The sequence below is a fragment of the Microbacterium sp. ARD31 genome (assembly GCF_031844425.1).
The window spans coordinates 142,589-163,046 of record NZ_JAUZVE010000003.1 but is presented as its reverse complement, the minus strand read 5'-3'; the positions used below and the strand labels follow the sequence as shown (position 1 = coordinate 163,046).

At 71.7% G+C, this 20,458-nt stretch carries 14 protein-coding genes; 8 read left to right on the top strand and 6 right to left on the bottom strand.

The window, feature by feature from the left end:
- Positions 1–195: 195 nt before the first annotated feature.
- The 3 genes from Q9S36_RS11215 to Q9S36_RS11205 are packed head-to-tail and all read left to right on the top strand — an operon-like array spanning position 196 to position 7,568.
- Positions 196–1,974, top strand: a complete 1,779-nt coding sequence (locus Q9S36_RS11215; protein WP_311285213.1) for an ATP-binding cassette domain-containing protein — start codon at positions 196–198, stop codon at positions 1,972–1,974.
- Positions 1,975–2,033: 59 nt separating this feature from the next.
- A complete protein-coding gene (locus tag Q9S36_RS11210; protein ID WP_311285212.1) occupies positions 2,034–6,785 on the top strand; it encodes an ATP-dependent helicase in 4,752 nt (1,583 codons plus the stop codon).
- A gap of 9 nt (positions 6,786–6,794) precedes the next feature.
- Positions 6,795–7,568 (top strand): DNA-formamidopyrimidine glycosylase family protein, encoded by a 774-nt coding sequence (locus tag Q9S36_RS11205; RefSeq protein WP_311285211.1) that lies wholly within the window; start codon positions 6,795–6,797, stop codon positions 7,566–7,568.
- A gap of 7 nt (positions 7,569–7,575) precedes the next feature.
- Here Q9S36_RS11205 and Q9S36_RS11200 read toward each other — a convergent pair whose 3' ends face one another.
- Positions 7,576–7,875: a putative quinol monooxygenase gene (locus Q9S36_RS11200; RefSeq protein ID WP_290440563.1), complete on the bottom strand. Its 300-nt coding sequence runs from the start codon at positions 7,873–7,875 to the stop codon at positions 7,576–7,578.
- Positions 7,875–8,540, bottom strand: coding sequence for a YitT family protein (locus tag Q9S36_RS11195; protein ID WP_311285210.1), 666 nt, complete (start codon positions 8,538–8,540; stop codon positions 7,875–7,877). The genes Q9S36_RS11200 and Q9S36_RS11195 overlap by 1 nt, the downstream gene beginning before the upstream one ends.
- Before the next feature lie 96 nt (positions 8,541–8,636).
- Between Q9S36_RS11195 and Q9S36_RS11190 the strand changes: the two genes are divergently transcribed.
- The 4 genes from Q9S36_RS11190 (at position 8,637) to Q9S36_RS11175 (ending at position 11,157) form a co-directional block, all read left to right on the top strand.
- On the top strand, positions 8,637–9,044 hold the full coding sequence (locus Q9S36_RS11190; RefSeq protein ID WP_064003742.1) for a transferase: 408 nt from the start codon (positions 8,637–8,639) through the stop codon (positions 9,042–9,044).
- 66 nt (positions 9,045–9,110) lie between these two features.
- The gene (locus tag Q9S36_RS11185) at positions 9,111–9,641 is read left to right on the top strand and encodes a thermonuclease family protein (RefSeq protein WP_311285209.1); all 531 of its coding nucleotides are present in this window, start codon (positions 9,111–9,113) and stop codon (positions 9,639–9,641) included.
- Between the two features lie 25 nt (positions 9,642–9,666).
- A complete protein-coding gene (locus tag Q9S36_RS11180; protein ID WP_311285208.1) occupies positions 9,667–10,389 on the top strand; it encodes a LysR substrate-binding domain-containing protein in 723 nt (240 codons plus the stop codon).
- A gap of 42 nt (positions 10,390–10,431) precedes the next feature.
- Positions 10,432–11,157: a glutamine amidotransferase-related protein gene (locus Q9S36_RS11175; protein WP_311285207.1), complete on the top strand. Its 726-nt coding sequence runs from the start codon at positions 10,432–10,434 to the stop codon at positions 11,155–11,157.
- Positions 11,158–11,247: 90 nt separating this feature from the next.
- Here Q9S36_RS11175 and Q9S36_RS11170 read toward each other — a convergent pair whose 3' ends face one another.
- Entirely contained in the window at positions 11,248–11,949 is a 702-nt protein-coding gene (locus Q9S36_RS11170) for a tryptophan-rich sensory protein (RefSeq protein ID WP_311285206.1), read from the bottom strand.
- A gap of 535 nt (positions 11,950–12,484) precedes the next feature.
- Here Q9S36_RS11170 and Q9S36_RS11165 point away from each other — a divergent pair.
- On the top strand, positions 12,485–13,900 hold the full coding sequence (locus Q9S36_RS11165) for a DUF222 domain-containing protein (RefSeq protein WP_311285205.1): 1,416 nt from the start codon (positions 12,485–12,487) through the stop codon (positions 13,898–13,900).
- A gap of 224 nt (positions 13,901–14,124) precedes the next feature.
- Here the strand turns inward: Q9S36_RS11165 and treZ are convergent, their stop codons facing one another.
- The 3 genes from treZ to glgX are packed head-to-tail and all read right to left on the bottom strand — an operon-like array spanning position 14,125 to position 20,398.
- Positions 14,125–15,843 carry a malto-oligosyltrehalose trehalohydrolase gene (gene treZ / locus Q9S36_RS11160; RefSeq protein WP_311285204.1) on the bottom strand — a complete coding sequence of 573 codons (1,719 nt, stop codon included), beginning with the start codon at positions 15,841–15,843 and terminating at the stop codon, positions 14,125–14,127.
- Positions 15,840–18,188 (bottom strand): malto-oligosyltrehalose synthase, encoded by a 2,349-nt coding sequence (treY, locus tag Q9S36_RS11155; RefSeq protein WP_311285203.1) that lies wholly within the window; start codon positions 18,186–18,188, stop codon positions 15,840–15,842. Before treY ends, treZ begins: the two co-directional genes overlap by 4 nt.
- On the bottom strand, positions 18,188–20,398 hold the full coding sequence (gene glgX / locus Q9S36_RS11150; protein WP_311285202.1) for a glycogen debranching protein GlgX: 2,211 nt from the start codon (positions 20,396–20,398) through the stop codon (positions 18,188–18,190). The genes treY and glgX overlap by 1 nt, the downstream gene beginning before the upstream one ends.
- Positions 20,399–20,458: the final 60 nt, after the last annotated feature.

Below are 20,458 nucleotides of genomic sequence, written 5' to 3'. Positions count from 1 at the left end.
ATCGCGCTGTGATCCCGCGCTGACCCGTCGACCCTCCTCGAGGACGATTCCGACGGTCCGCCCGGTGATCGATTCACCGACCGGCGCGGACCGTCCCCCTTCGACCGCAGCACCTCGTGCTGCCCGGATGCATGAAGCGCTGCCTCCGTATCGTCGAGGCCGGCGTCCGCGCACCCCCATCACAGGGAGGCGCTCATGCCCACCACTCTCACCTCCGCGGTCACCCTCGACCGCGTCACCTACGCCTGGCCCGACGGCACCGTCGCGCTGAGCGACGTGTCCGGCGCCTTCGGCGGCGGCCGCACCGGCCTCGTCGGGCGAAACGGCAGCGGCAAGTCGACGCTGCTGAAGCTCATCGCGGGGACCCTCGTCCCGGCATCCGGGTCCATCTCGACGGCCGGACGCGTGGACCTGCTGCCGCAGCAGCTCACGCTCGACACCGGGCGCCGCGTCGCCGACGTGCTCGGGATCGCGCCGGTGCTCGACGCCGTCCGGGCGATCGAGCGCGGCGACGTCGACGAGCGGCACTTCGACACCGTCGGCGACGACTGGGACGTCGAAGCGCGCGCGACGGCGGCCCTCGCCGAGGTCGGCCTGCCCGACGGGGCGCTCGACCGCCGTGTCGGCGAGCTGTCGGGCGGCGAGGCGGTGCTCGCCGCGCTCGTCGGCGTGCGGCTGCGCGGCGCCGAGATCGCGCTGCTCGACGAGCCGACGAACAACCTCGACCGCGACGCGCGGGCGCGGGTGCACGAACTCGTGCGCACGTGGCGCGGCACGCTGATCGTGGTCAGCCACGACGTCGCGCTGCTCGAGGAGCTCGACGACACCGCCGAACTCTACGAGCACGAGCTCTCGGTGTTCGGCGGCCCGTACTCCGCGTGGAAGGCGTGGCTCGACACCGAGCAGGCCGCGGCCGTGCAGGCCGAGACCGCCGCGCGGCAGCTGCTCCGGCGCGAGAAGCGCGACCGGCAGCAGGTCGAGGCGGCGATCGCCATGCGGAACGCGCACGGCAAGAAGCTCGCCGCGAAGAAGGCGGCGCCGAAGATCGTGCTGGGGGCCATGAAACGCTCCGCCGAGGTGACCGCGGGCAAGCTCCGCGTCGAGGCGAACGAGAAGGTCGAGGCCGCCCGGGCCGCCGTCGACACCGCCGGCCGGCGCGTGCGCGACGACGACACGGTGCACATCGACCTGCCCGACCCCGGCGTCGGCACCGGTCGGCGCATCGCGACGATCGGCGACGGCGAGCGCTCCTGGACCATCCAGGGGCCCGAGCGCGCGGCGCTCGTCGGGCCGAACGGCGCAGGCAAGACGACCCTGCTCGAGCGGATCGTCGCCTCGGCGGTCGGCGACGGCATTCCGTACTCAGGCTCGGCGGATCGAGAGCCGCTCGCAGGTGCCGATGCGGCGCGAACCGCGGGCGGTGCCGACTCGGCGGGACTGAGTTCGGAACGCGGGGCGGCGGCGCCCGCGGTGCCGTTCTCCGGTGACGAGGGGGCCGATCCTGCTGAGGCGAGGCCGGACACGGCATCCTTCCGGAGTTCGGTACGGGCCGAGGCGCACACCGACCGGGTCGGATACCTGTCGCAGCGGGTCGACGGGCTCGACGAGGCAGCGTCGGTGCTGGCGAACGTCCGCGCCGGAGCGCCCGGGGTCGGCGACGCCGAGCTGCGGAACCGGCTTGCCCGGTTCCTCATCCGCGGCGACACGGTGCTGCGGCCGGTATCGGCGCTGTCGGGCGGCGAGCGGTTCCGCGTCGCACTCGCCCGGCTGCTGCTCGCCGACCCGGCGCCGCACCTCGTGGTGCTGGACGAGCCGACGAACAACCTCGACCTCGACACGGTCGACCAGCTCGTCGACGCCGTGTCGGCGTATCGGGGCGCCGTGCTCGTGGTCAGCCACGACGACGTGTTCCTCGACCGGATCCGTCCCGATCTCACGCTGGAACTGCGGGACGGCCGGATGACGGAGCTCTGACGCGCGGGCCGGGGCGCAAGCCCCGGCCCGATGTCGGTGGTCCGCGTGATGATAGGAGCATGGCGGACGTGCTCGAGCGCTTCAGTCCTGCGACGCAGGACTGGTTCCGCGGCGCCTTCCACGCCCCGACCGCGGCGCAGGCCGGCGCCTGGCAGGCGATCTCGGCGGGCAAGCACGCCCTCGTCGTCGCGCCCACCGGCTCGGGCAAGACGCTGTCGGCATTCCTGTGGGCCCTCGACCGCATCTTCCGCGACCGTGTCGCCGAGGCGCCGAGGCAAGACGCGAAGCCGACGAAGAAGCGAGCGGATGCCGCATCCCCCCGCACACGCGTCCTCTACGTCTCCCCGCTCAAAGCGCTCGGCGTGGACGTCGAGCGCAACCTCCGTTCCCCGCTGGTGGGCATCGGCCAATCGGCCCGGCGGCTCGGGATGCCGGCGCCCGACGTCACGGTCGGCGTCCGATCCGGCGACACGCCCTCCGCCGACCGGCGCCGCCTGCTCGCGGATCCGCCGGACATCCTCATCACGACGCCCGAGTCGCTGTACCTCATGCTGACCTCGCAGGCGGCCGAGACGCTGCGCGGCATCCACACCGTCATCGTTGACGAGGTCCACGCCGTGGCCGCGACGAAGCGCGGCGCCCACCTCGCCGTCAGTCTCGAGCGGCTCGACGCCCTGCTCGACACCCCGGCGCAGCGCATCGGACTGTCGGCGACGGTGCGTCCGATCGACGAGGTCGCCCGGTTCCTCGGCGGCGCGGCTCCGGTGGACATCGTCGCGCCGAAGGCGAGCAAGGCCTTCGACCTCTCGGTGGTCGTCCCGATCGACGACCTCACGAACCCGCCCCCGCCGCCGGGTGCGCCCGAGGAGGAGGCGCCCGTCGCGACCGATGACGACGATGACGGCGACGGCGGCAACTGGTACACGCCGCCGCAGTCGTCCGAGATGACAGGGTCGGTCTGGCCGCACGTCGAAGAGGCGATTGTCGACCGCATCCTCGCGCACCGCTCGACGATCGTGTTCTCGAACTCGCGCCGGCTCGCCGAACGGCTGACCGGCCGGCTGAACGAGATCTACGCCGAGCGCGTCGGCATCGACGTGCCCGACCCGACCGTGCCCGCGGCGATGAGGGTCCCGGGAGCAGAGGCTCCGGGCGTCGCGAATGCGACGTCTGGAGGAGCGGTCAGGGCGGCGCAGGCGGGGGCGTCGGCCGGCGTCGAGGCGATCCTCGCGAAGGCGCACCACGGCTCGGTGTCGAAGGAGCAGCGCGCGCAGGTCGAGGACGAGCTGAAGTCGGGTGCGCTGCGCTGCGTCGTCGCGACGAGCAGCCTCGAGCTCGGCATCGACATGGGCGCCGTCGACCTCGTCATCCAGGTCGAGGCGCCGCCCTCGGCGGCCTCCGGTCTGCAGCGCGTCGGCCGCGCGGGCCACCAGGTCGGCGAGGTCAGCCGAGCCGCGCTTTTTCCCAAGCACCGCGGCGACGTCCTGCACACCGCGGTCGTGACCGAGCGGATGCTGGCGGGCCAGATCGAGGCGATCTCGGTGCCGCAGAACCCGCTCGACATCCTCGCCCAGCAGACGATCGCCGCCTCGGCCGTGGCCGTCCTCGACGTCGAGGGGTGGTTCGAGACGGTCAAGCGGTCGGCCCCGTTCCGTTCGCTGCCGCGCTCGGCCTATGAGGCGACGCTCGACCTGCTCGCGGGGCGCTATCCGTCCGACGCGTTCGCCGAACTGCGCCCCCGCGTCGTGTGGGATCGGGATGCCGGCACCATCACCGGGCGGCCCGGTGCGCAGCGCATCGCGGTGACGAGCGGTGGCACGATCCCCGATCGCGGACTGTTCGGCGTCTTCATCTCGGGCGAGGCCCGCAACGCCCGCGTCGGCGAACTCGACGAGGAGATGGTCTACGAATCCCGCGTCGGCGACGTCTTCACCCTCGGTACGACGAGCTGGCGGATCGTCGAGATCACCCACGACCGCGTCAACGTCCTGCCCGCGTACGGGCAGCCCGGCAAGCTGCCGTTCTGGCACGGCGACGGCCTCGGCCGCCCCGCCGAGCTCGGCGAAGCGCTCGGCAAGTTCTCGCGCGAACTGTCGACGGCGAAGCCCGAGAAAGCGACCGAGCGGCTGCGCGAGTCGGGCCTCGACGACAACGCGATCGGCAACCTGCTGGCCTACATCGGCGAGCAGCGCGAGGCCACGGGCAGCCTGCCGACCGACAAGACACTGACCGTCGAGCGGTCCCGCGACGAGGTCGGCGACTGGCGCGTCATCCTCCATTCCCCGTACGGCATGCATGTGCACGCCCCATGGGCGCTGGCCGTGAACGCGCGCATCCGCGAGCGTCTCGGCGTCGAGGGCGCCGCTGTCGCCAGCGACGACGGGATCATCGCGCGCGTGCCCGACACCGACGCCGAGCCGCCGGGCGCAGAACTCTTCGTCTTCGACGCCGACGAGCTCGAGCAGCTCGTGACCTCCGAGGTCGGCGGCTCCGCGCTGTTCGCCTCGCGCTTCCGCGAGTGCGCCGCCCGGGCTCTTCTCCTGCCGCGCCTCAACCCGAACAAGCGATCGCCGCTCTGGCAGCAGCGGCAGCGCTCCGCGCAACTGCTTGAGGTCGCGAAAGAGCATCCGACCTTCCCGATCATCCTCGAGACCCTGCGCGAGGTGCTGCAAGACGTCTACGACCTGCCCGCCCTGCTGCGCATCGCGCGGAGCATCGCGGGCCGCCGCATCCGCCTCGTCGAGACGACGACGAGCTCCCCGTCGCCCTACGCGCGCGACCTGCTCTTCGGATATGTCGGGGCGTTCATGTACGAGGGCGACTCGCCCCTCGCCGAGCGGCGCGCGGCCGCGCTCTCGGTCGATCCGGCGCTGCTGAGCGAGCTGCTCGGCAAGATCGAGATGCGCGAACTGCTCGATCCGGGGGTCATCGAGCAGTACGAGCGCGAACTGCAGCGACTCGATCCGACGCGGCGGGTGCGCGGCGTCGAGGGTGTCGCCGACCTGCTGCGCCTGCTCGGTCCGCTCTCGGCCGCCGAGGTCGCCGAGCGGCTCGAGGGCGCGTCCGTCGATCCCGACGCGCCGGCGCCGGCCGCGACCGAAGCGGATGCCGCCGCGCTCCTCGACGAGCTCGTCGAGGCACGCCGGGCGATCCGCGTCACCTTCGGCGGCGTCGCCCGCGTCGCCGGCATCGAGGACGCGGGCCGCCTGCGCGACGCTCTCGGGGCGGCGCTGCCCGTCGGCATCCCGACCGCCTTCCTCGAACCCGTCGCCGATCCGCTCGCCGACCTCGTCGCCCGCTACGCGCGCACGCACGGCCCGTTCCGCACCTCCGACGTCGCGACCCGCCTCGGCGTCGGCGGTGCGGTCGCGCGCCTGACGCTGCAGCGACTCGAGGCGCAGGGGCGCCTGGCGAGCGGATTCTTCCTGCCCGCCGACTCCGCGCACACCGACGACCTGGAATGGTGCGACAGCGAGGTGCTGCGCCGGATCCGGATGCGGTCGCTCGCCGCAATCCGCGGCAGCGTCGAACCCGTCGCCCCCGACGCGCTCGGCCGCTTCCTGCCGGTGTGGCAGCATCTGACGCGTCCGCTCGAGGGGGTCGACGGGGTGCTCGCCGTCGTCGAGCAGCTGGCGGGTGTGCCGCTGCCGGCGAGCGCGTGGGAGTCCCTCATCCTCACCTCGCGCGTCCGCGACTACTCCCCCGCACTGCTCGACGAGCTCACCGCGACCGGCGAGGTGCTGTGGTCGGGTCACGGCTCGCTGCCCGGCCGGGACGGCTGGATCGCCCTGCACCCGGCGGACATGGCCTCCCTCACCCTCCCCGCCCCGGAGGACGAACCGACACCGTTCGAGCAGTCGATCCTCGACGCGCTCGGCGCCGGCGGCGCCTACTTCGCGTCGCAGCTCGCCGGGATGGTCGAGGCCCCGAACGAGCAGTCCGTCATCGACGCGCTGTGGAATCTCACCTGGTCGGGGCGAGTCACGAACGATACATTCGCCCCGGTCCGCGGCCTGCTCGGAGGCGGGTCACAGGCCCACCGCGTGACCCGACGCACGCCGCGCACGCGCATGTTCCGCGGCACGCCGATCGCGGCAGCTGCACGACCCGCACCGCAGCGGCCCGCGATGGTGGGGGGTCGGTGGTCGCTGCTGCCGGCGCCTGACACAGACGCGACGCTGCGGGCGACGGCGACGGCGGGCCTGCTGCTGGAACGCTACGGCGTCGTCACGCGCGGCCCGGTGCAGTCCGAGGGGGTGCCCGGCGGGTTCGCGCAGGTCTACCGCATCCTCGCCGGCTTCGAGGATGCGGGGCACTGCCGCCGCGGCTACTTCGTCGAGAAGCTGGGCGCCGCGCAGTTCGCCACCTCCGCCACTGTCGACCGGCTGCGGGAGTTCGCCTCCGTCCCCGAGCCCGCGCCGCTCACGGCACGGACCCTCGCGGCGACCGACCCGGCGAACCCGTACGGTGCGGCGCTCACCTGGCCCGCGCTCGAGGGTGTGAACCACCGGCCCGGGCGCAAGGCGGGCGGGCTCGTCGTGCTCGTGGACGGCGCCCTCGTGCTGTACCTCGAACGCGGCGGGCGCACCGCGCTGGCCTTCACCGACGACGAGGAGGTCCTCGCCGCCGCCGCCCGCAGCCTCGTCGACACCGCCCGCGCGCGGAAGCTCGACACCCTCACGATCGAGCAGGTCAGCGGCGCCTTCGTCTACACGACCGCCGCGGGCCGCGCCCTGCGCGACGCCGGGTTCGTCGAATCGCCGAAGGGCCTCACGCTGCGGCGCGGGGCTCGCGAGCCGCAGCGAGCGTAGGGAGGCCGCATGCCCGAGGGCGACACCGTCTTCCGCGCCGCGCGGAAGCTACACGAGGCACTCGCCGGCCACGAGGTGACCCGTTTCGAGGTGCGGGTGCCGCGCAGCGCGACCGTCGACCTGCGCGGCGAGACCGTGCGCGAGGTCGTCCCCCGCGGCAAGCACCTGCTCATGCGGATCGGCGCGCAGACCCTGCACTCGCACCTCAAGATGGAGGGCCGCTGGCACGTCTACCGGCCCGGGCAGAAATGGCGCGCGCCCGCGTTCCAGGCGCGGGCGATCGTCTGCACCAGACCCGCGGATGCCGTCGGTTTCGAGCTCGCCATGGTCGAGGTCCTGCCGACCGCCGACGAGGGCCGCGTCGTCGGACACCTGGGGCCCGATCCCCTGTCCGCCGACTGGGATGCCGCCGAGGCGGTGCGCCGGGTCGCCGCCGACGAGCGGGCGATCCACGTCGCGCTGCTCGATCAGCGGAACGTGGCCGGGTTCGGCAACGAGTACGCCAACGAGCTGCTGTTCGTGCGCGGCATCCGTCCCGCCGCCCTCGCCCGCGAGGTCGACGTGGCGGGTCTCATCGACACCGGGGTGCGGATGATCCGCGCGAACCGCGACCGGCAGGGGCGGACCTTTACCGGCGACAACCGACCCGGCAAGCAGACGTGGGTCTACGGACGCGGCGGCAAGCCGTGCCGCCGGTGCGGCACGCTCATCCAGGGGTCCGAGCTCGGGGCGCGCGCCACGAGCGAGCGGATCGTCTTCTGGTGTCCCGTCTGCCAGCCGTGACGGAGGCTCACTCCTCGGGCGGCAGCCCCTCGATGCGGTAGCGGCGTTCGATGCCCGCCGTCGCACGGCCCCACTCGCTCTCCGCCGTGCGACGCTGGTGGGCGCGGAACGCCTGCGCGTCGGTGAAGAGCTCCTCGACCGACCAGGCGCGACCCCCGCCGAGCGGCGTGATCTCGAACAGGAGGCATCCGGGCTCGGCCCGCGTGCGCTCGATGTGCGCGTCGAGGTGGCGACGCACGGCATCCGCTTCTTCCTGCGTGTGGCAGATCATGCGGCCCGACAGACGGACGCCTCCGATGTCGACCATCAGTGACCGATGTACCGGCCGGGCCGGTGGTTGAGAGCGAGCACGAGATTCAGCACGACGGCCCCCGCAGCGCTGAGCAGGACGTTCGGCCACGGGACCACGAGGAGGGCGAGCAGGATGACGAGGACATCGAAGACCATCATGGTCCACCCGACGCGGATGCCGGTCGCATCCTGGATGATCAACGCCACGACGTTGACGCCGCCGAGGCTCGCGCCGTGGCGGAAGACGATGAGCAGCCCGATGCCGGCGAGGAGGTTCCCGGCGACGGTGCCGAAGATCGGGTCGATGCGCTCGACGACGAGGAAGTGCTCGATGAGCACCGAGAACCCCGAGACGGCGCCGATGCAGACCAGGGTGCGGAGCGCGAAGTCCCAGCCGCGCTTCCAGACGGCGAGGACGCCGAAGGGCAGGTTGACCACCGCGAACAAGGCCCAGAAGGGCCACAAGACCGCATAGTTCAGCAAGAGCGAAAGGCCGGCGGTTCCGCCGGTGACCGCGGTGCTGAGGTGCAGCAGGAACAGGCCGAGCGAGACGGTGAAAGTGCCCGTCGCCAACCCCACGACGTCGTCGAGCCACGAATGAGGAGCGGCCTTCTGCTCGAACACGAGCGACGGACCTGTCTCGGGGGCGTCGGCGTCGATCGGGTCTGCGGGCGCGGTCACCGAATCAGGTTACCCAGCGGAGGTCAACCCCATGATTTCGGTGGTCTCAGGGGAATGAAATGCCTTGTGGGACGTTGTATCCGTCAAGGAGGACCCGTGGGCAAGAACTACATCGACATCGAGAACGACCGAGGCGAGACGCTGCGCTACCGCAAGCACGCCAACGGACGTGGCTTGATCGCGAACGGCGCCAAGGTGCACCCGAGCGCGGTCGTCGAAGCGGGCGCCTACGTCGAACCGGGAGCGCAGATCGCTGCGGGGGCGCGGATCGGACGCGGCGTCTGGATCGAACCCGATGCCATGATCGGCCCGAACGCCGAGATCGCGCCGCACGCGCACATCGGCCCGGGCGCCGTGATCGGCGCGGGCGCGAAGATCGGCGTGCGCTGCTTCGTCGGGGCGGGCGCCCGTGTGGCGAACGAGTCGCTGATCGGCGACGACGAGAGCATCGGCGACGGCGAGCGTGTCGCGACCGACCGTCGCGGGCTGCGACTGGCGGCCTGACCTGATCGGACGACCCGACCCTCACCCGGTCGGGTCGTTGTCCGTGCCGCGGGTTAGCCTCGGCTGGTGAGTACTCCCCGGTCGCGTCGTGTCGTCCTGGCGGCCGTGATCGGGATGCTGGTGCTCGCCGGGCTCTGGGTGGCGTGGTCGGCTGCGCCCGAGCCCGCGGGTGTTCCCGAGGACACGGGTGTCCCCGAGGACGCGGTCGCCTACACGGTCGAACGGGTGGTCGACGGCGACACCCTCGTCGCGCGAGGGCCGGACGGCGAGGTGCGCGTGCGCCTCATCGGCATCGACGCCCCCGAGGCCCGGCCCGAACCGGAGTGCGGAGCGGATGCCGCGACCGCCCGGCTGCGGGAACTCGCCCCCGACGGGAGCCGGGTCTGGGCGACCGCCGACCGGGAGCCGGTCGACCGGTACGACCGTGCGCTGCGCTACCTCTGGACGCCCGACGGGGTGTTCGTGAACGAGACGCTCGTCGCCGAGGGCCACGCCGAGACCCTCCGCATCCCGCCGAACACGCGCTACGCGACGCGGTTCGCCGACGCCCAGCGCACCGCCGAGGCGGAGGGCCTCGGCCGGTGGGGGTCGTGCTGAGACCCGCGCGGCTACGCTGACAGGCATGGCGACACGCGGCGGACCCCAGCGCAAGGGCGGCCGCCCCGGCGCGGGCAAGGCTTCGGCGAAGACGTCGGCGAAGCCGAAGTCGCGCGCGAAGGCCGTGCCGCAGCCGGCGACCGTCGCGGCACCTCCCGCGGGACCGTTCCGGCTGGGCGCCGTGCCCGGCGCGACACCCGGCAAATGGATCGACACCTGGAAGACGCGGATGCCGCGCACGCCGCTCGAGCTCGTCCCCCTGCTCGTCGCGGAGCAGCGCGGGGCGTTCGAGCGGGGCGAGATCGACGCCGCGATCGTCCGGTTGCCGATCGACCGGGACGGGCTGCACGTCATCCCCCTGTACGAGGAGACGACGGTCGTCGTGTGCGCCGCGGACTCGCACCTGACCGCCGCCGATGAGCTGACCGTCGAGGACCTCGCCGGCGAGGTGCGGATCGTCCCGCGCGACGACGTGCTCGGCATCGACGTGCCGGGCACCGAGCCGCCCCGCTTCGCCGCACCTGCGACGACGGGCGAGGCGATCGAGACCGTCGCCGCCGGCGTCGGGATGGTCGTCGTGCCGATGTCCCTCGCACGGCTGCATCACCGCAAGGACGTGACGTTCCGCCCGCTCGCGGGGGCCCCGGCATCCGCTGTCGCCCTGGCGTGGCCGGCGGACGAGACGACCGAGCTGGTCGATGCGTTCGTGGGCATCGTGCGGGGCCGCACCGCCAACTCGTCCCGCTGACACACGGCGTTCGGCCTCCGACCGGGCATTTAGACTGGACGGATGGCCCCGCTCGTCTACCTCTGCGTGCGCCCGCAGGTGGATGCCGCGGACGGCGAGTACGCGTCGTTTCAGCACGCGATGGGCGTCGACGAGACCGGGCTCGAGCGGTGGAACCTCGTCGAGGACGACCTGCCCGCCGACGCGTTCACCCGGTGGCGCGGATTCGTCGTGGGTGGGAGCCCGTACAACACGACCGATCCCGGCGACACGAAGCCGGTGGAGCAGCGGCGGATCGAGGCGGGCCTCGGTGCGGTCGCGCAGGCGGCCGCGGCGGGCCGGACGACCGCGCTGTTCACGTGCTTCGGGATCGGGGTCGCCTCGCGCGCGTTGGGCGGCGAGGTGACGCGGGACTACCCGGAGGGGACGGGGCCCACCGGCATCCGTCTCACCGAGGACGGTCGACGCGATCCGCTGTTCGGCGACCTGGCACCCGAGTTCAGCGCGCTGACGGCGCACAAGGAGGGCACTTCGCGGTTGCCCGCGGGTGCCGTGCTGCTCGCCACGAACGACGACTGCCCGGTGCAGGCGTACCGGCTGGGCGAGCGGCTGTACGCGACGCAGTTCCACCCCGAGCCGACCGGGGTCGCCTTCACCGAGCGGATGACGATCTACCGCAACCACGGCTACTTCGACGCGGACGAGTACGACGCCGTCGCGGCGCACGTGCTGTCGGCCGACCTCGCCGAGCCGCAGCGTCTGTTGCGCCGTTTCGCTGCCATGTTCTGACCCGGTCGCCGGGCATCTGCACGATGCGTGGTACTGATGTGCACATGCGAGCCGCGTGAGGCGACACCGACCCCACGGGTCGTGCGGACGTCAGGCGCGGGCGAGGGCGAGTTCGCCGCGGCGTCCGCGGATCCAGAGCGCGATCGGGACGAGCACGACGACGGCGGCCGCGATGAACGCCGCGATGGCGATCGGGGTCGACTGGGGCTCGCTCACGGTGCGGCCGACGCCGATCCAGAGCAGGCCCCACGCCGAGGCGAGGGCCGGGGCGAGGCGGCCGCCCGTGCCGATCGCGCTGGCCGCGGCGATGAGGGCGACGACGATGAGGACGGCAACGCCCCACGCGTTCGCGGCCTGACCCCACGACTCGGGAGCGACCTCGGTCGTGAGCCAGGCTGTCGTGTTGGCGACCGTCGCCAGCGTCACCCATCCGAGGTGAAGCCCCACGGTGACGTCTGTGAAGAACGTCTCGGCCACCGTCCGCGGCGGGTTCAGGACGAGCAGACGCATGGTCCAGCCGAGCGCGACGAGGAGCGCGACGATCGTCACGACGGTCAGCAGGAGCGTCGTGTACTGGGCCGCGAGCAGCCACAGACCGTTGAGGACGGCCGTCAGGGCGATGGGGTGGCCGACGCGACGCTGACGATCGCTGCCCCGCTGCGACGGCAGCGCCTGCCAGACCGTGTACGCGATCATGAACGTGTAGATGACGCTCCAGATCGAGAACGCGGAGCTCGCCGGCGCGAGCACGGTCGAGGTCGCGGAGAGCGCGCCGTTCTGCAGATCCTGCAACGGGGGTGCCGCCGAAGATGCCCGAGCCGAACAGCGCGGCGATGATCATGAACGTCACCGCCGAGATGACGACGATCTGACGGGTCAGGTCGGAGGAGCGGGATGCGGTGGAGCTCATCATGGCGCGACGGTACGTCGCGCCCCGGCGGCGCAGCGAGCTCTTGACAGTCGGATGCCGGGGCGCCCAGCGCGGTCGCGGGTGTCACGGATTCGGATGTGCGCGCCGGATTCGGACCACACCAGCGGTTGGCATCCGAATCCGGGGACGTTCTCCGAATCCCGGGGACGGCGAGATGGATGACGGGGTGGGGTGCGGGCGCGGGCGGGCGGCCGATGGGCTCGCAGAGCGGTTCGCCGTGGGAGGCACGGTGTCCGACGCTGCGACGTGGTCCGGGCGAGACGCTGAGTGCGATCCGCGCGTGCTCATCCAGCACCTCGGAAGATGAGAGGACTCTCATTTTCGAGGTGTCCACATCATGTGATCCGGGCCGGTTTCGACGGGGTGGATGTCGGTGGTCGGTGGCAGAGTGCAGGTATGACGGATGCGGCGGAAACCCCCGGTGGCAAGGACTATCTCGCCCCCCTGGCGGGCATCGTCGCGGATGCGGGTGATGTGGCCGTCGAGCTTGCGAGGGCGCAGGTCCGGGAGCTGCGGATGCTGGCCACCGCCGGCCGTCTCGCCGAAGCGCAGATCGCGCAGCGCAACGCCCGCGTGCAGGTCCACGACATGGCGTTGCGGTCCATCGCGGCCGAGGTCGGCGGGGTGATGCGCGTGACGGATCGGACCGTCCAACGCCGGATCGGTGAGGCGCGGACGTTGATCGAAGGGTTCCCGGCGACCGTCGAGGCGTGGGAGCAAGGCCGCATTGTTCGGGGCCACGCGATCGCGATCCTCGAGACCGGGACGAGTCTGCCGGCGGAGATGTGGGCGGAGTTCGAACAGGTCGCGATCACCCGGTGCGAGCGTGATACTCCGAACCGGGTGCGAGGCGAGTTGGAGATCCTCGCGCACCGGATGCATCCTCGCTCGTTCGCGGAACGGCACGAGGAAGCCGCCGCTGGCAGGTGCGTGCGGATCGTCCCGGGGCGGGATGGGATGAGCGATGTGGTCGCGACCCTCCCGACGGTGATCGCCGAGGGTATCCACGACCGGCTCACGCAGCAAGCGCGAGCAGTCATCGACACCCGCGACGAACGGGCCGCCGCGTACGGCGGGGCAGGTGTCGCGTTCGGAGACGCCGCGACGGGCGTAGACGTCGGCGATGGCCACGGCGACAGCGAGGATGCCGCCACTGTCGTTGCGACAGATCAGCGTTCGATCGATCAGGTCCGTGCCGACGTCTTCGCCGACCTGCTCCTCGCCGGAACGCCTGCCCTCGACGACACCCGCGACACCGCCGCCGGACCGCTGGGCGCGATCCGCGCACGCGTACAAGTGCTCGTCCCCGCCGCGACACTCACCGGTCAAGATGACGGGCCCTGTGACCTCACCGGCCGGTCCCCCATCGACCCCGCCACCGCACGGACGCTCGCCGGCGGCACCGGGATGTGGGAACGCCTGTTCCACGACCCGACCACCGGCGTCACCGTCGCGACCGACTCGTACCGCGTCCCGTCCGGAATGCGCCGGTTTCTGCAAGCCCGCGATCAGCACTGCCGGTTCCCCGGATGCCGCGTCGCCGCCATCCGCTGTGAGGTCGACCACACCCACGATCACGCGCTCGGCGGACGAACCGAACTCTCGAACCTCGCCCACCTGTGCCAACGGCATCACTCCATGAAGCAGTTCACCACCTGGAGAGTGCGACAACTCAAGGGTGGAGTCCTGGAATGGACCTCACCCCTCGGCAGGACCTACCGCGAAGACGCACCTACCCCGGCCGTCGCGTTCACCCCTGCCGCACCACCACCGCCCCCGCCGCGGGCTCCAGCGGAACCCGCACCCTTCTGAGGAACACCGCACACCGTCTCACCCGCACGCGGAATCAGGGACGCTCTGCGCATCCGAGACATCTGCACCGCGGCGAGCTCCGCCCGGGACAAGACCGACGCATACACACCCCGGGTGTTCCGCTGCCTGCGGGAACCAGGCACCCCGCCAACCGCCAACGCCAACGCCAACGCCAACGCCAACGTCAGTCCCAGCACCAGCGCACGCGCCGGCGCCGGCGCGACCTACTCGCCGATGACGACCGCAGAGTCCGGCGCGACGACGAGTCGATCGCCGTCGCGACCGGGGTCGGTCGACGCGATCCAGACGTCGCCGCCCGGCACGTCCCAGGGCTCGCTCGACAGGTTCACGACCACGCGGGCACCACCGCGTTGGAGCATGTACCGGTTGCCCGACGCCGTCGGCAGCACCTCGGCATCCCGCCCACCGGGACCGGGATGCGTCAGCTCGGGGCGCGAACGCCGCAGCTCGGCCAGCCGCCGGTACAGATCCAGCAACCGCGCGTGATCGCCGACCTCGAGCTCCGACCAGTCCAGCTTCGACCGCTCGAACGTCGCGGGCTCGTTCGGATGCGGCACGATGCTCTCGTCCCAGCCCATCTTCACGAACTCCTCGATGCGTCCCTTCGCGGTCGCCTCGGCGAGCTCGGGCTCGGGGTGCGACGTGAAGAACTGCCACGGCGTCGACGCGCCCCACTCCTCGCCCATGAACAGCATCGGCGTGCCAGGAGCGGTCAGCGTCAGCACCGCGGCCACCGCCAGCCGATCCGTCGACAGCGTCGCCGTCAACCGGTCGCCCGCCGCGCGGTTGCCGATCTGGTCGTGGTCCTGCGCGTACGTCACCAGCCGCCACGACGCCGACTCGTCGGGCACCGGCTTGCCGTGATCGCGCTCCCGGAACGACGAGTAGGTCCCGTCGTGGAAGAAGCCCTTCGTCCACACCTTCGGCAGCGCCTCCGGATCGGCGAAGTCCTCGTAGTACCCCACCGTCTCCCCCGTCAGAGCCACGTGCACGGCGTGATGCCAGTCGTCCGACCACTGCGCCGTCAGGCCGTACCCGTCGGCCTCGCGCGGCAGGAACATCACCGGATCGTTCATGTCGCTCTCGGCGATCAGCGTCAACGGCCGTCCGACGTGAGCGCTCAGCGCATCGGTCCGCTCCGCGATCTCCTGGAGGATGTGCACCGGCTGCGCGCCCGACTCGTGCAGCGCGTGCACGGCGTCCAGACGCAGACCGTCGACGTGGAAGTCCCGCATCCACATCAGCGCGTTCTCCACGATGAACGACCGCACGGCCGCCTCGTCCAGGTTCAGACTGTCGCCCCAGGTGTTCCGCGACCCGTCCCGCAGGTACGGCCCGTACTCCGGCAGGTAGTTGCCGCTCGGACCCAGGTGGTTGTAGACGACGTCCTGGATCACCGCGAGACCCGCGGCGTGCGCGGCATCCACGAACCGCTGATACGCGGCCGGGCCGCCGTAGGTCTCCTGCACGGCGTACCACAGCACGCCGTCGTAACCCCAGTTGTGGGTGCCGTTGAAGGCGTTCACCGGCAGCAGCTCGATGTGCGTCACACCGATGTCGATCAGATGGTCGAAGCGGGCGATCGCGGCATCCAGCGTCCCATCGGGCGTGAACGTCCCCAGGTGCAGCTCGTAGATCAGCCCGCCCGCGAGCTGACGACCGGTCCAGGCGTCATCCGTCCACGAGAAGGATGTCGCATCGAACCACGCCGACGCCTCGTGCACCCCGCGCGGCTGCCGCCGCGACCGCGGATCCGGCCGCAGGTCGTCGCCCTCGCCCAGCACGAAGCCGTACTCGTCGCCGTCCGCGAGCACGACATCGGCACGCCACCAGCCGTCGCCGGCCGCCACCATCGCCACGTCGTCCACCCCCGGACGGCGCAGCCGCACCCGCTCGACCCGCGGAGCCCAGACCTCGATCACGATGCGTTCCCCTCGAAGACATCCGCCGGCGCCAGCAGCGCGACGGGATAGGTGTCCAGCAGATCGGCCAGGCGCACGCGCCCACCCTCGACACGACGGCCGGTCAGCACGTCGACCATCGCACCGGAGCGCGTCAGCAGCTCGGTGTCGCCCCAGCCGCCGCGCGCGGCGAGACCGGCGGGCAGGCGCGTCGCCACCGCGACGGCCCCACCGCGGTCGAACGCGACCGCGTGCTCGGCGGCGTCCCCCGCCGCCGTCATCGGCGTGTACCGCGCGAACAGCTCCGGGCGGTCGCGCTTCAGCCGCAGCGCGCGCGACACCACGAGCAGCTTCGCCGCGCCCGAGCCGTCGACGGGCGGCATCCACCCCTCGTCGAGGCGCGCGAGCAGCCGGCGACGCTCCGCGAAGTCGACCTCGCGGCGGTTGTCGGGGTCGACGAGCGAGTGGTCCCACAGCTCGGTGCCCTGATACACGTCGGGCACACCCGGCCCCGCGAGCTGCAGCAGCTTCAGCGACAGCGAGTTCGACCGGCCGAGCGGCGCGATCTCGTCGACGAACCCTTCGACGATCGCCCGCGCGTCGCCGAAGGCGGCGTCGACGAGGTGGTGCATCTTCTCCTCGAACGCCTCGTCGGGCTCCGACCACGTCGTGCTGTTCCCGGCTTCACGCGACGCCTTCTCGGCGTACGCGTGCAGCCGCTCGCGCGACGCGGGCCACGCCCCCACGATCGCCTGCCACAGCAGGTTGTCGAAGGGTCCGTCGCCCGTCGACGAGACCCCGCGCAGCGCGTCGAGCACCTCGGCCCACCGCTCGGTCATCTCGGCGAGCACCGACAACCGTGCACGCACGTCCTCGCTGCGCTTCGTGTCGTGCGTCGACAGCGACGTCATCGCCGCGGGCCACGCCGCCTGACGGTGAGCGGATGCCGCGTGGAACCCGTCGGCATCCACCGCCCACTCGGTCGGGTCGCCGCCCACCTCGGTGAGCGTGCCCAGCCGGGTGAACCGGTAGAAGGTCGTGTCCTCGACGCCCTTCGCCATGACGGGGCCGGTCGTCTGCATGAACCGTCGCGTGAACTCCGCCTCGGGCGCCGCGACGAGCCGGGCCGCGATCGCCTCGAAGGCGGCGGCGAGCTCGGGGCGCCGTCGCGACGCCAGCGCGACCGCCGCGTCGACCTCCTCGGTTCCCGCCGGCAGGTACGCGCGGTACACCGGGAAGGCTGCGAGCAGCTCGGCGAGCGCGTCGAGCCACTGCTCGTCCGACGCTCCGCCGCGCTCCCCCGCGGGCACGAGCGCCGCGAGCCGCAGCACCTCGGCGTGCAGTCCGTCGGTCGCCCACGCGAGCTTCGCGTCGTGCATCATGTCGGCGTAGTCGGCGTCCTGGCCGCCCCGCAGCCGGGCGTCGAGCTCGGTGAGCGCCTGCTCCCCGGCCGGGTCGATCAGCACACGGTCGAGCACCGCCATCGCGTCGTACCCGGTCGTGCCGTCGGTCGCCCACCACGCGGGCAGCTCCTCGCCGTGCTCGAGGATCTTCTCGACAAGCACGTACGCGCCGCCTGTCGCATCCGCCAACAGGTCGAGGTATCCGCCCGGGTCGGCCAGGCCGTCGGGGTGGTCGACCCGCAGTCCGTCGGCGAGACCCTGGCGGATCCACCGCACGATCTCGACGTGCGACGCGTCGAAGACCGCAGGGTCCTCGACGCGCACCCCCGCGAGCGTCGTCACGGCGAAGAAGCGACGGTAGTTGAGCTCCGCGTCGCCGCGCCGCCAGAACAGCAGTTCGTAGTGCTGCCGGGCGAGCACGTCGCGTACGTCACCTTCGCCGGTGCCGTCCGCCAGCGGGAACTCGTGGTCGAAGTACCGCACGACTCCCGCTGCGGTGTCGACCTCGATCTCGCCGTCGTCGATCGCCTGCTCGAGCTCACGACCCAGCACCGGCAGCCGCAACCGCCCGCCGAGCGCCCAATTGACGTCGAACGCGGCCGCGTGGGGCGAGCCCTGACCGCGCCGCAGAACATCCCACCACCACGGGTTCTCCCGCGGGGCGGACACGCCCTGATGATTCGGCACGATGTCGATGAGGATGCCGAGGTCCGCCGCCCGGGCAGCGTCGGCGAACCGCTGCAGACCCTCCGCGCCGCCCCGTTCGGGGTCGACGACAGTCGGATCGGTCACGTCGTAGCCGTGGTCCGAGCCGCTCGTCGCCTGCAGGATCGGCGACAGGTAGGCCCAGTCGACGCCGAGGTCGCGCAGATAGCCGGTGAGCTCGGCCGCGGCATCCAGGTCGAAACCCTTGCGGATCTGCAGCCGGTACGTCGACCGGGGAGTGCTCCGTCGCCCGGTCATCAGTGGGGCAGCTCGATCTGCGGCGCCTCAGCGGGGATCACGTCGACCGCGCCCGTCAGGGCGGCGAGCGAGGCCGCGACGGACGGATCCGGCTCGACGGTCTCCTCGACGTGGTCGCGCAGGACGACGAGCGCACGACCGCCGACCGAGACGGTGCCGCCCGGGTCGACGAGGGGGGCGTCTGCCGCACCGCCGGCGGTGTCGACGATCACCTCCCAGCGGGGGCTCGCCGACTCTGTCGGCACCGTGAAGTCGATGTCCTCGTCGCTCGCATTGAAGAACACGAAGAAGTGCCGGTCGTGGATCTCCTCACCGCGACGGTCGCGTTCGCGGATGCCGTCGCCGTTGAGGAACACGCCGACCGCGCGCCCGAACCCGGAATCCCAGTCCTCGGGCTGCATCTCGGAGCCGTCGGGGCGGATCCACGCGATGTCCGGGAGCGGCGCCCCCTCCTCGCGCCGCACCGGTCGGCCGTCGAAGAACCGCCGACGCCGGAACGTGGGGTGCTCGCGCCGCAACCGAGCGAGCACCGAGGTGAACTCGATGAGCGGCTGGTCGACGGAGCTCCAGTCGATCCAGGTGATCTCGTTGTCCTGCGCGTACCCGTTGTTGTTGCCGCCCTGCGTGCGGCCGAGCTCGTCGCCGTGCGCGATCATCGGCACGCCCTGGCTCAGCAGCAGCGTCGCGAGGAAGTTCCGCTGCTGCCGCGCCCGCACCCGCAGGATGTCGGGGTCGTCGGTCGGCCCCTCGACGCCGTGGTTGTAGGAGCGGTTGTGCGATTCGCCGTCGTTGCCGTCCTCGCCGTTGGCGTCGTTGTGCTTCTCGTTGTACGACACGAGGTCGCGCAGCGTGAACCCGTCGTGCGCGGTGACGAAGTTGATGGATGCCACCGGCCACCGCCCGTCCTGCTCGTACAGGTCGGCCGACCCCGTCAGGCGCAGCGCGAACTCGCCGAGCGTCGAGGGCTCGCCGCGCCAGAAGTCGCGGACGGTGTCGCGGTACTTGCCGTTCCACTCCGTCCACTGCGGGGGGAAGTTGCCGACCTGGTACCCGCCGGGGCCGATGTCCCACGGCTCGGCGATCAGCTTGACCTGGCTGACCACCGGGTCCTGCTGCACGAGCTCGAAGAAGGTCGACAGGCGGTCGACGTCGTAGAACTCGCGGGCGAGGGTCGAGGCGAGGTCGAAACGGAAGCCGTCGACGTGCATCTCGAGCACCCAGTAGCGCAGCGAGTCCATGATCAGCTGCAGCGCGTGCGGGTTGCCGACGTTGAGGCTGTTGCCCGTGCCGGTGTAGTCGGTGTAGTACCGCTTGTCGTCGTCTTCGAGCCGGTAGTACGCCATGTTGTCGATGCCGCGCATCGACAGCGTCGGGCCCATGTGGTTGCCCTCGGCGGTGTGGTTGTAGACCACGTCGAGGATGACCTCGATGCCCGCGGCGTGCAGCGCCCGCACCATCGCCTTGAACTCCTGCACCTGCTGGCCGACGCCGCCGCCCGCCGAGTACGTGTTCTGCGGGGCGAAGAAGGCGATCGTGTTGTAGCCCCAGTAGTTCGAGAGGCCCTTCTCCTGCAGCGTCGAATCGTTGACGAACTGGTGCACCGGCATGAGCTCGAGCGCCGTCACGCCGATCTTCTTGAGGTGCTCGATGACGACGGGGTGCGCGATCGCGCTGTACGTGCCGCGGATGTCCTCGGGGATGTCGGGGTGCGTCATCGTGAGACCCTTGACGTGCGCCTCGTAGATGACGGTCTCGGCGTACGGGGTCTTCGGCTGCCGGTCACCCTGCCAGTCGAAGAACGGGTTGACGACGACGCCCTTCATGTTGGCTGCGGCCGAGTCCTCGTCGTTGGTCGAGTCGGGGTCGCCGAACGTGTAGCTGAACACCGCCTGCCCCCACTCGACCTGGCCGTCGACGGCCTTGGCGTAGGGGTCGAGGAGGAGCTTGTTCGGGTTGAAGCGGCATCCGTTGGCGGGGTCGTACGGGCCGTACACGCGGTAGCCGTACCGCTGCCCCGGCTGCACCGACGGCAGGTAAGCATGCCAGACGAACGCGTCCACGTCGATGAGCTCGACGCGGGTCTCCTGACCGCTCTCGTCGAACAGGCAGAGCTCGACTTTCTCGGCGCCCTCGCTGAACAGAGCGAAGTTCGTCCCATTGCCGTCGAAGGTCGCTCCCAGGGGGTAAGCGGAACCGGGCCAAACCTGCATGCGCACTCCCGTGTTAGGTGGAAGGCCACACTACCCAGGCGAGGTTTCCGCCCTCCGGCC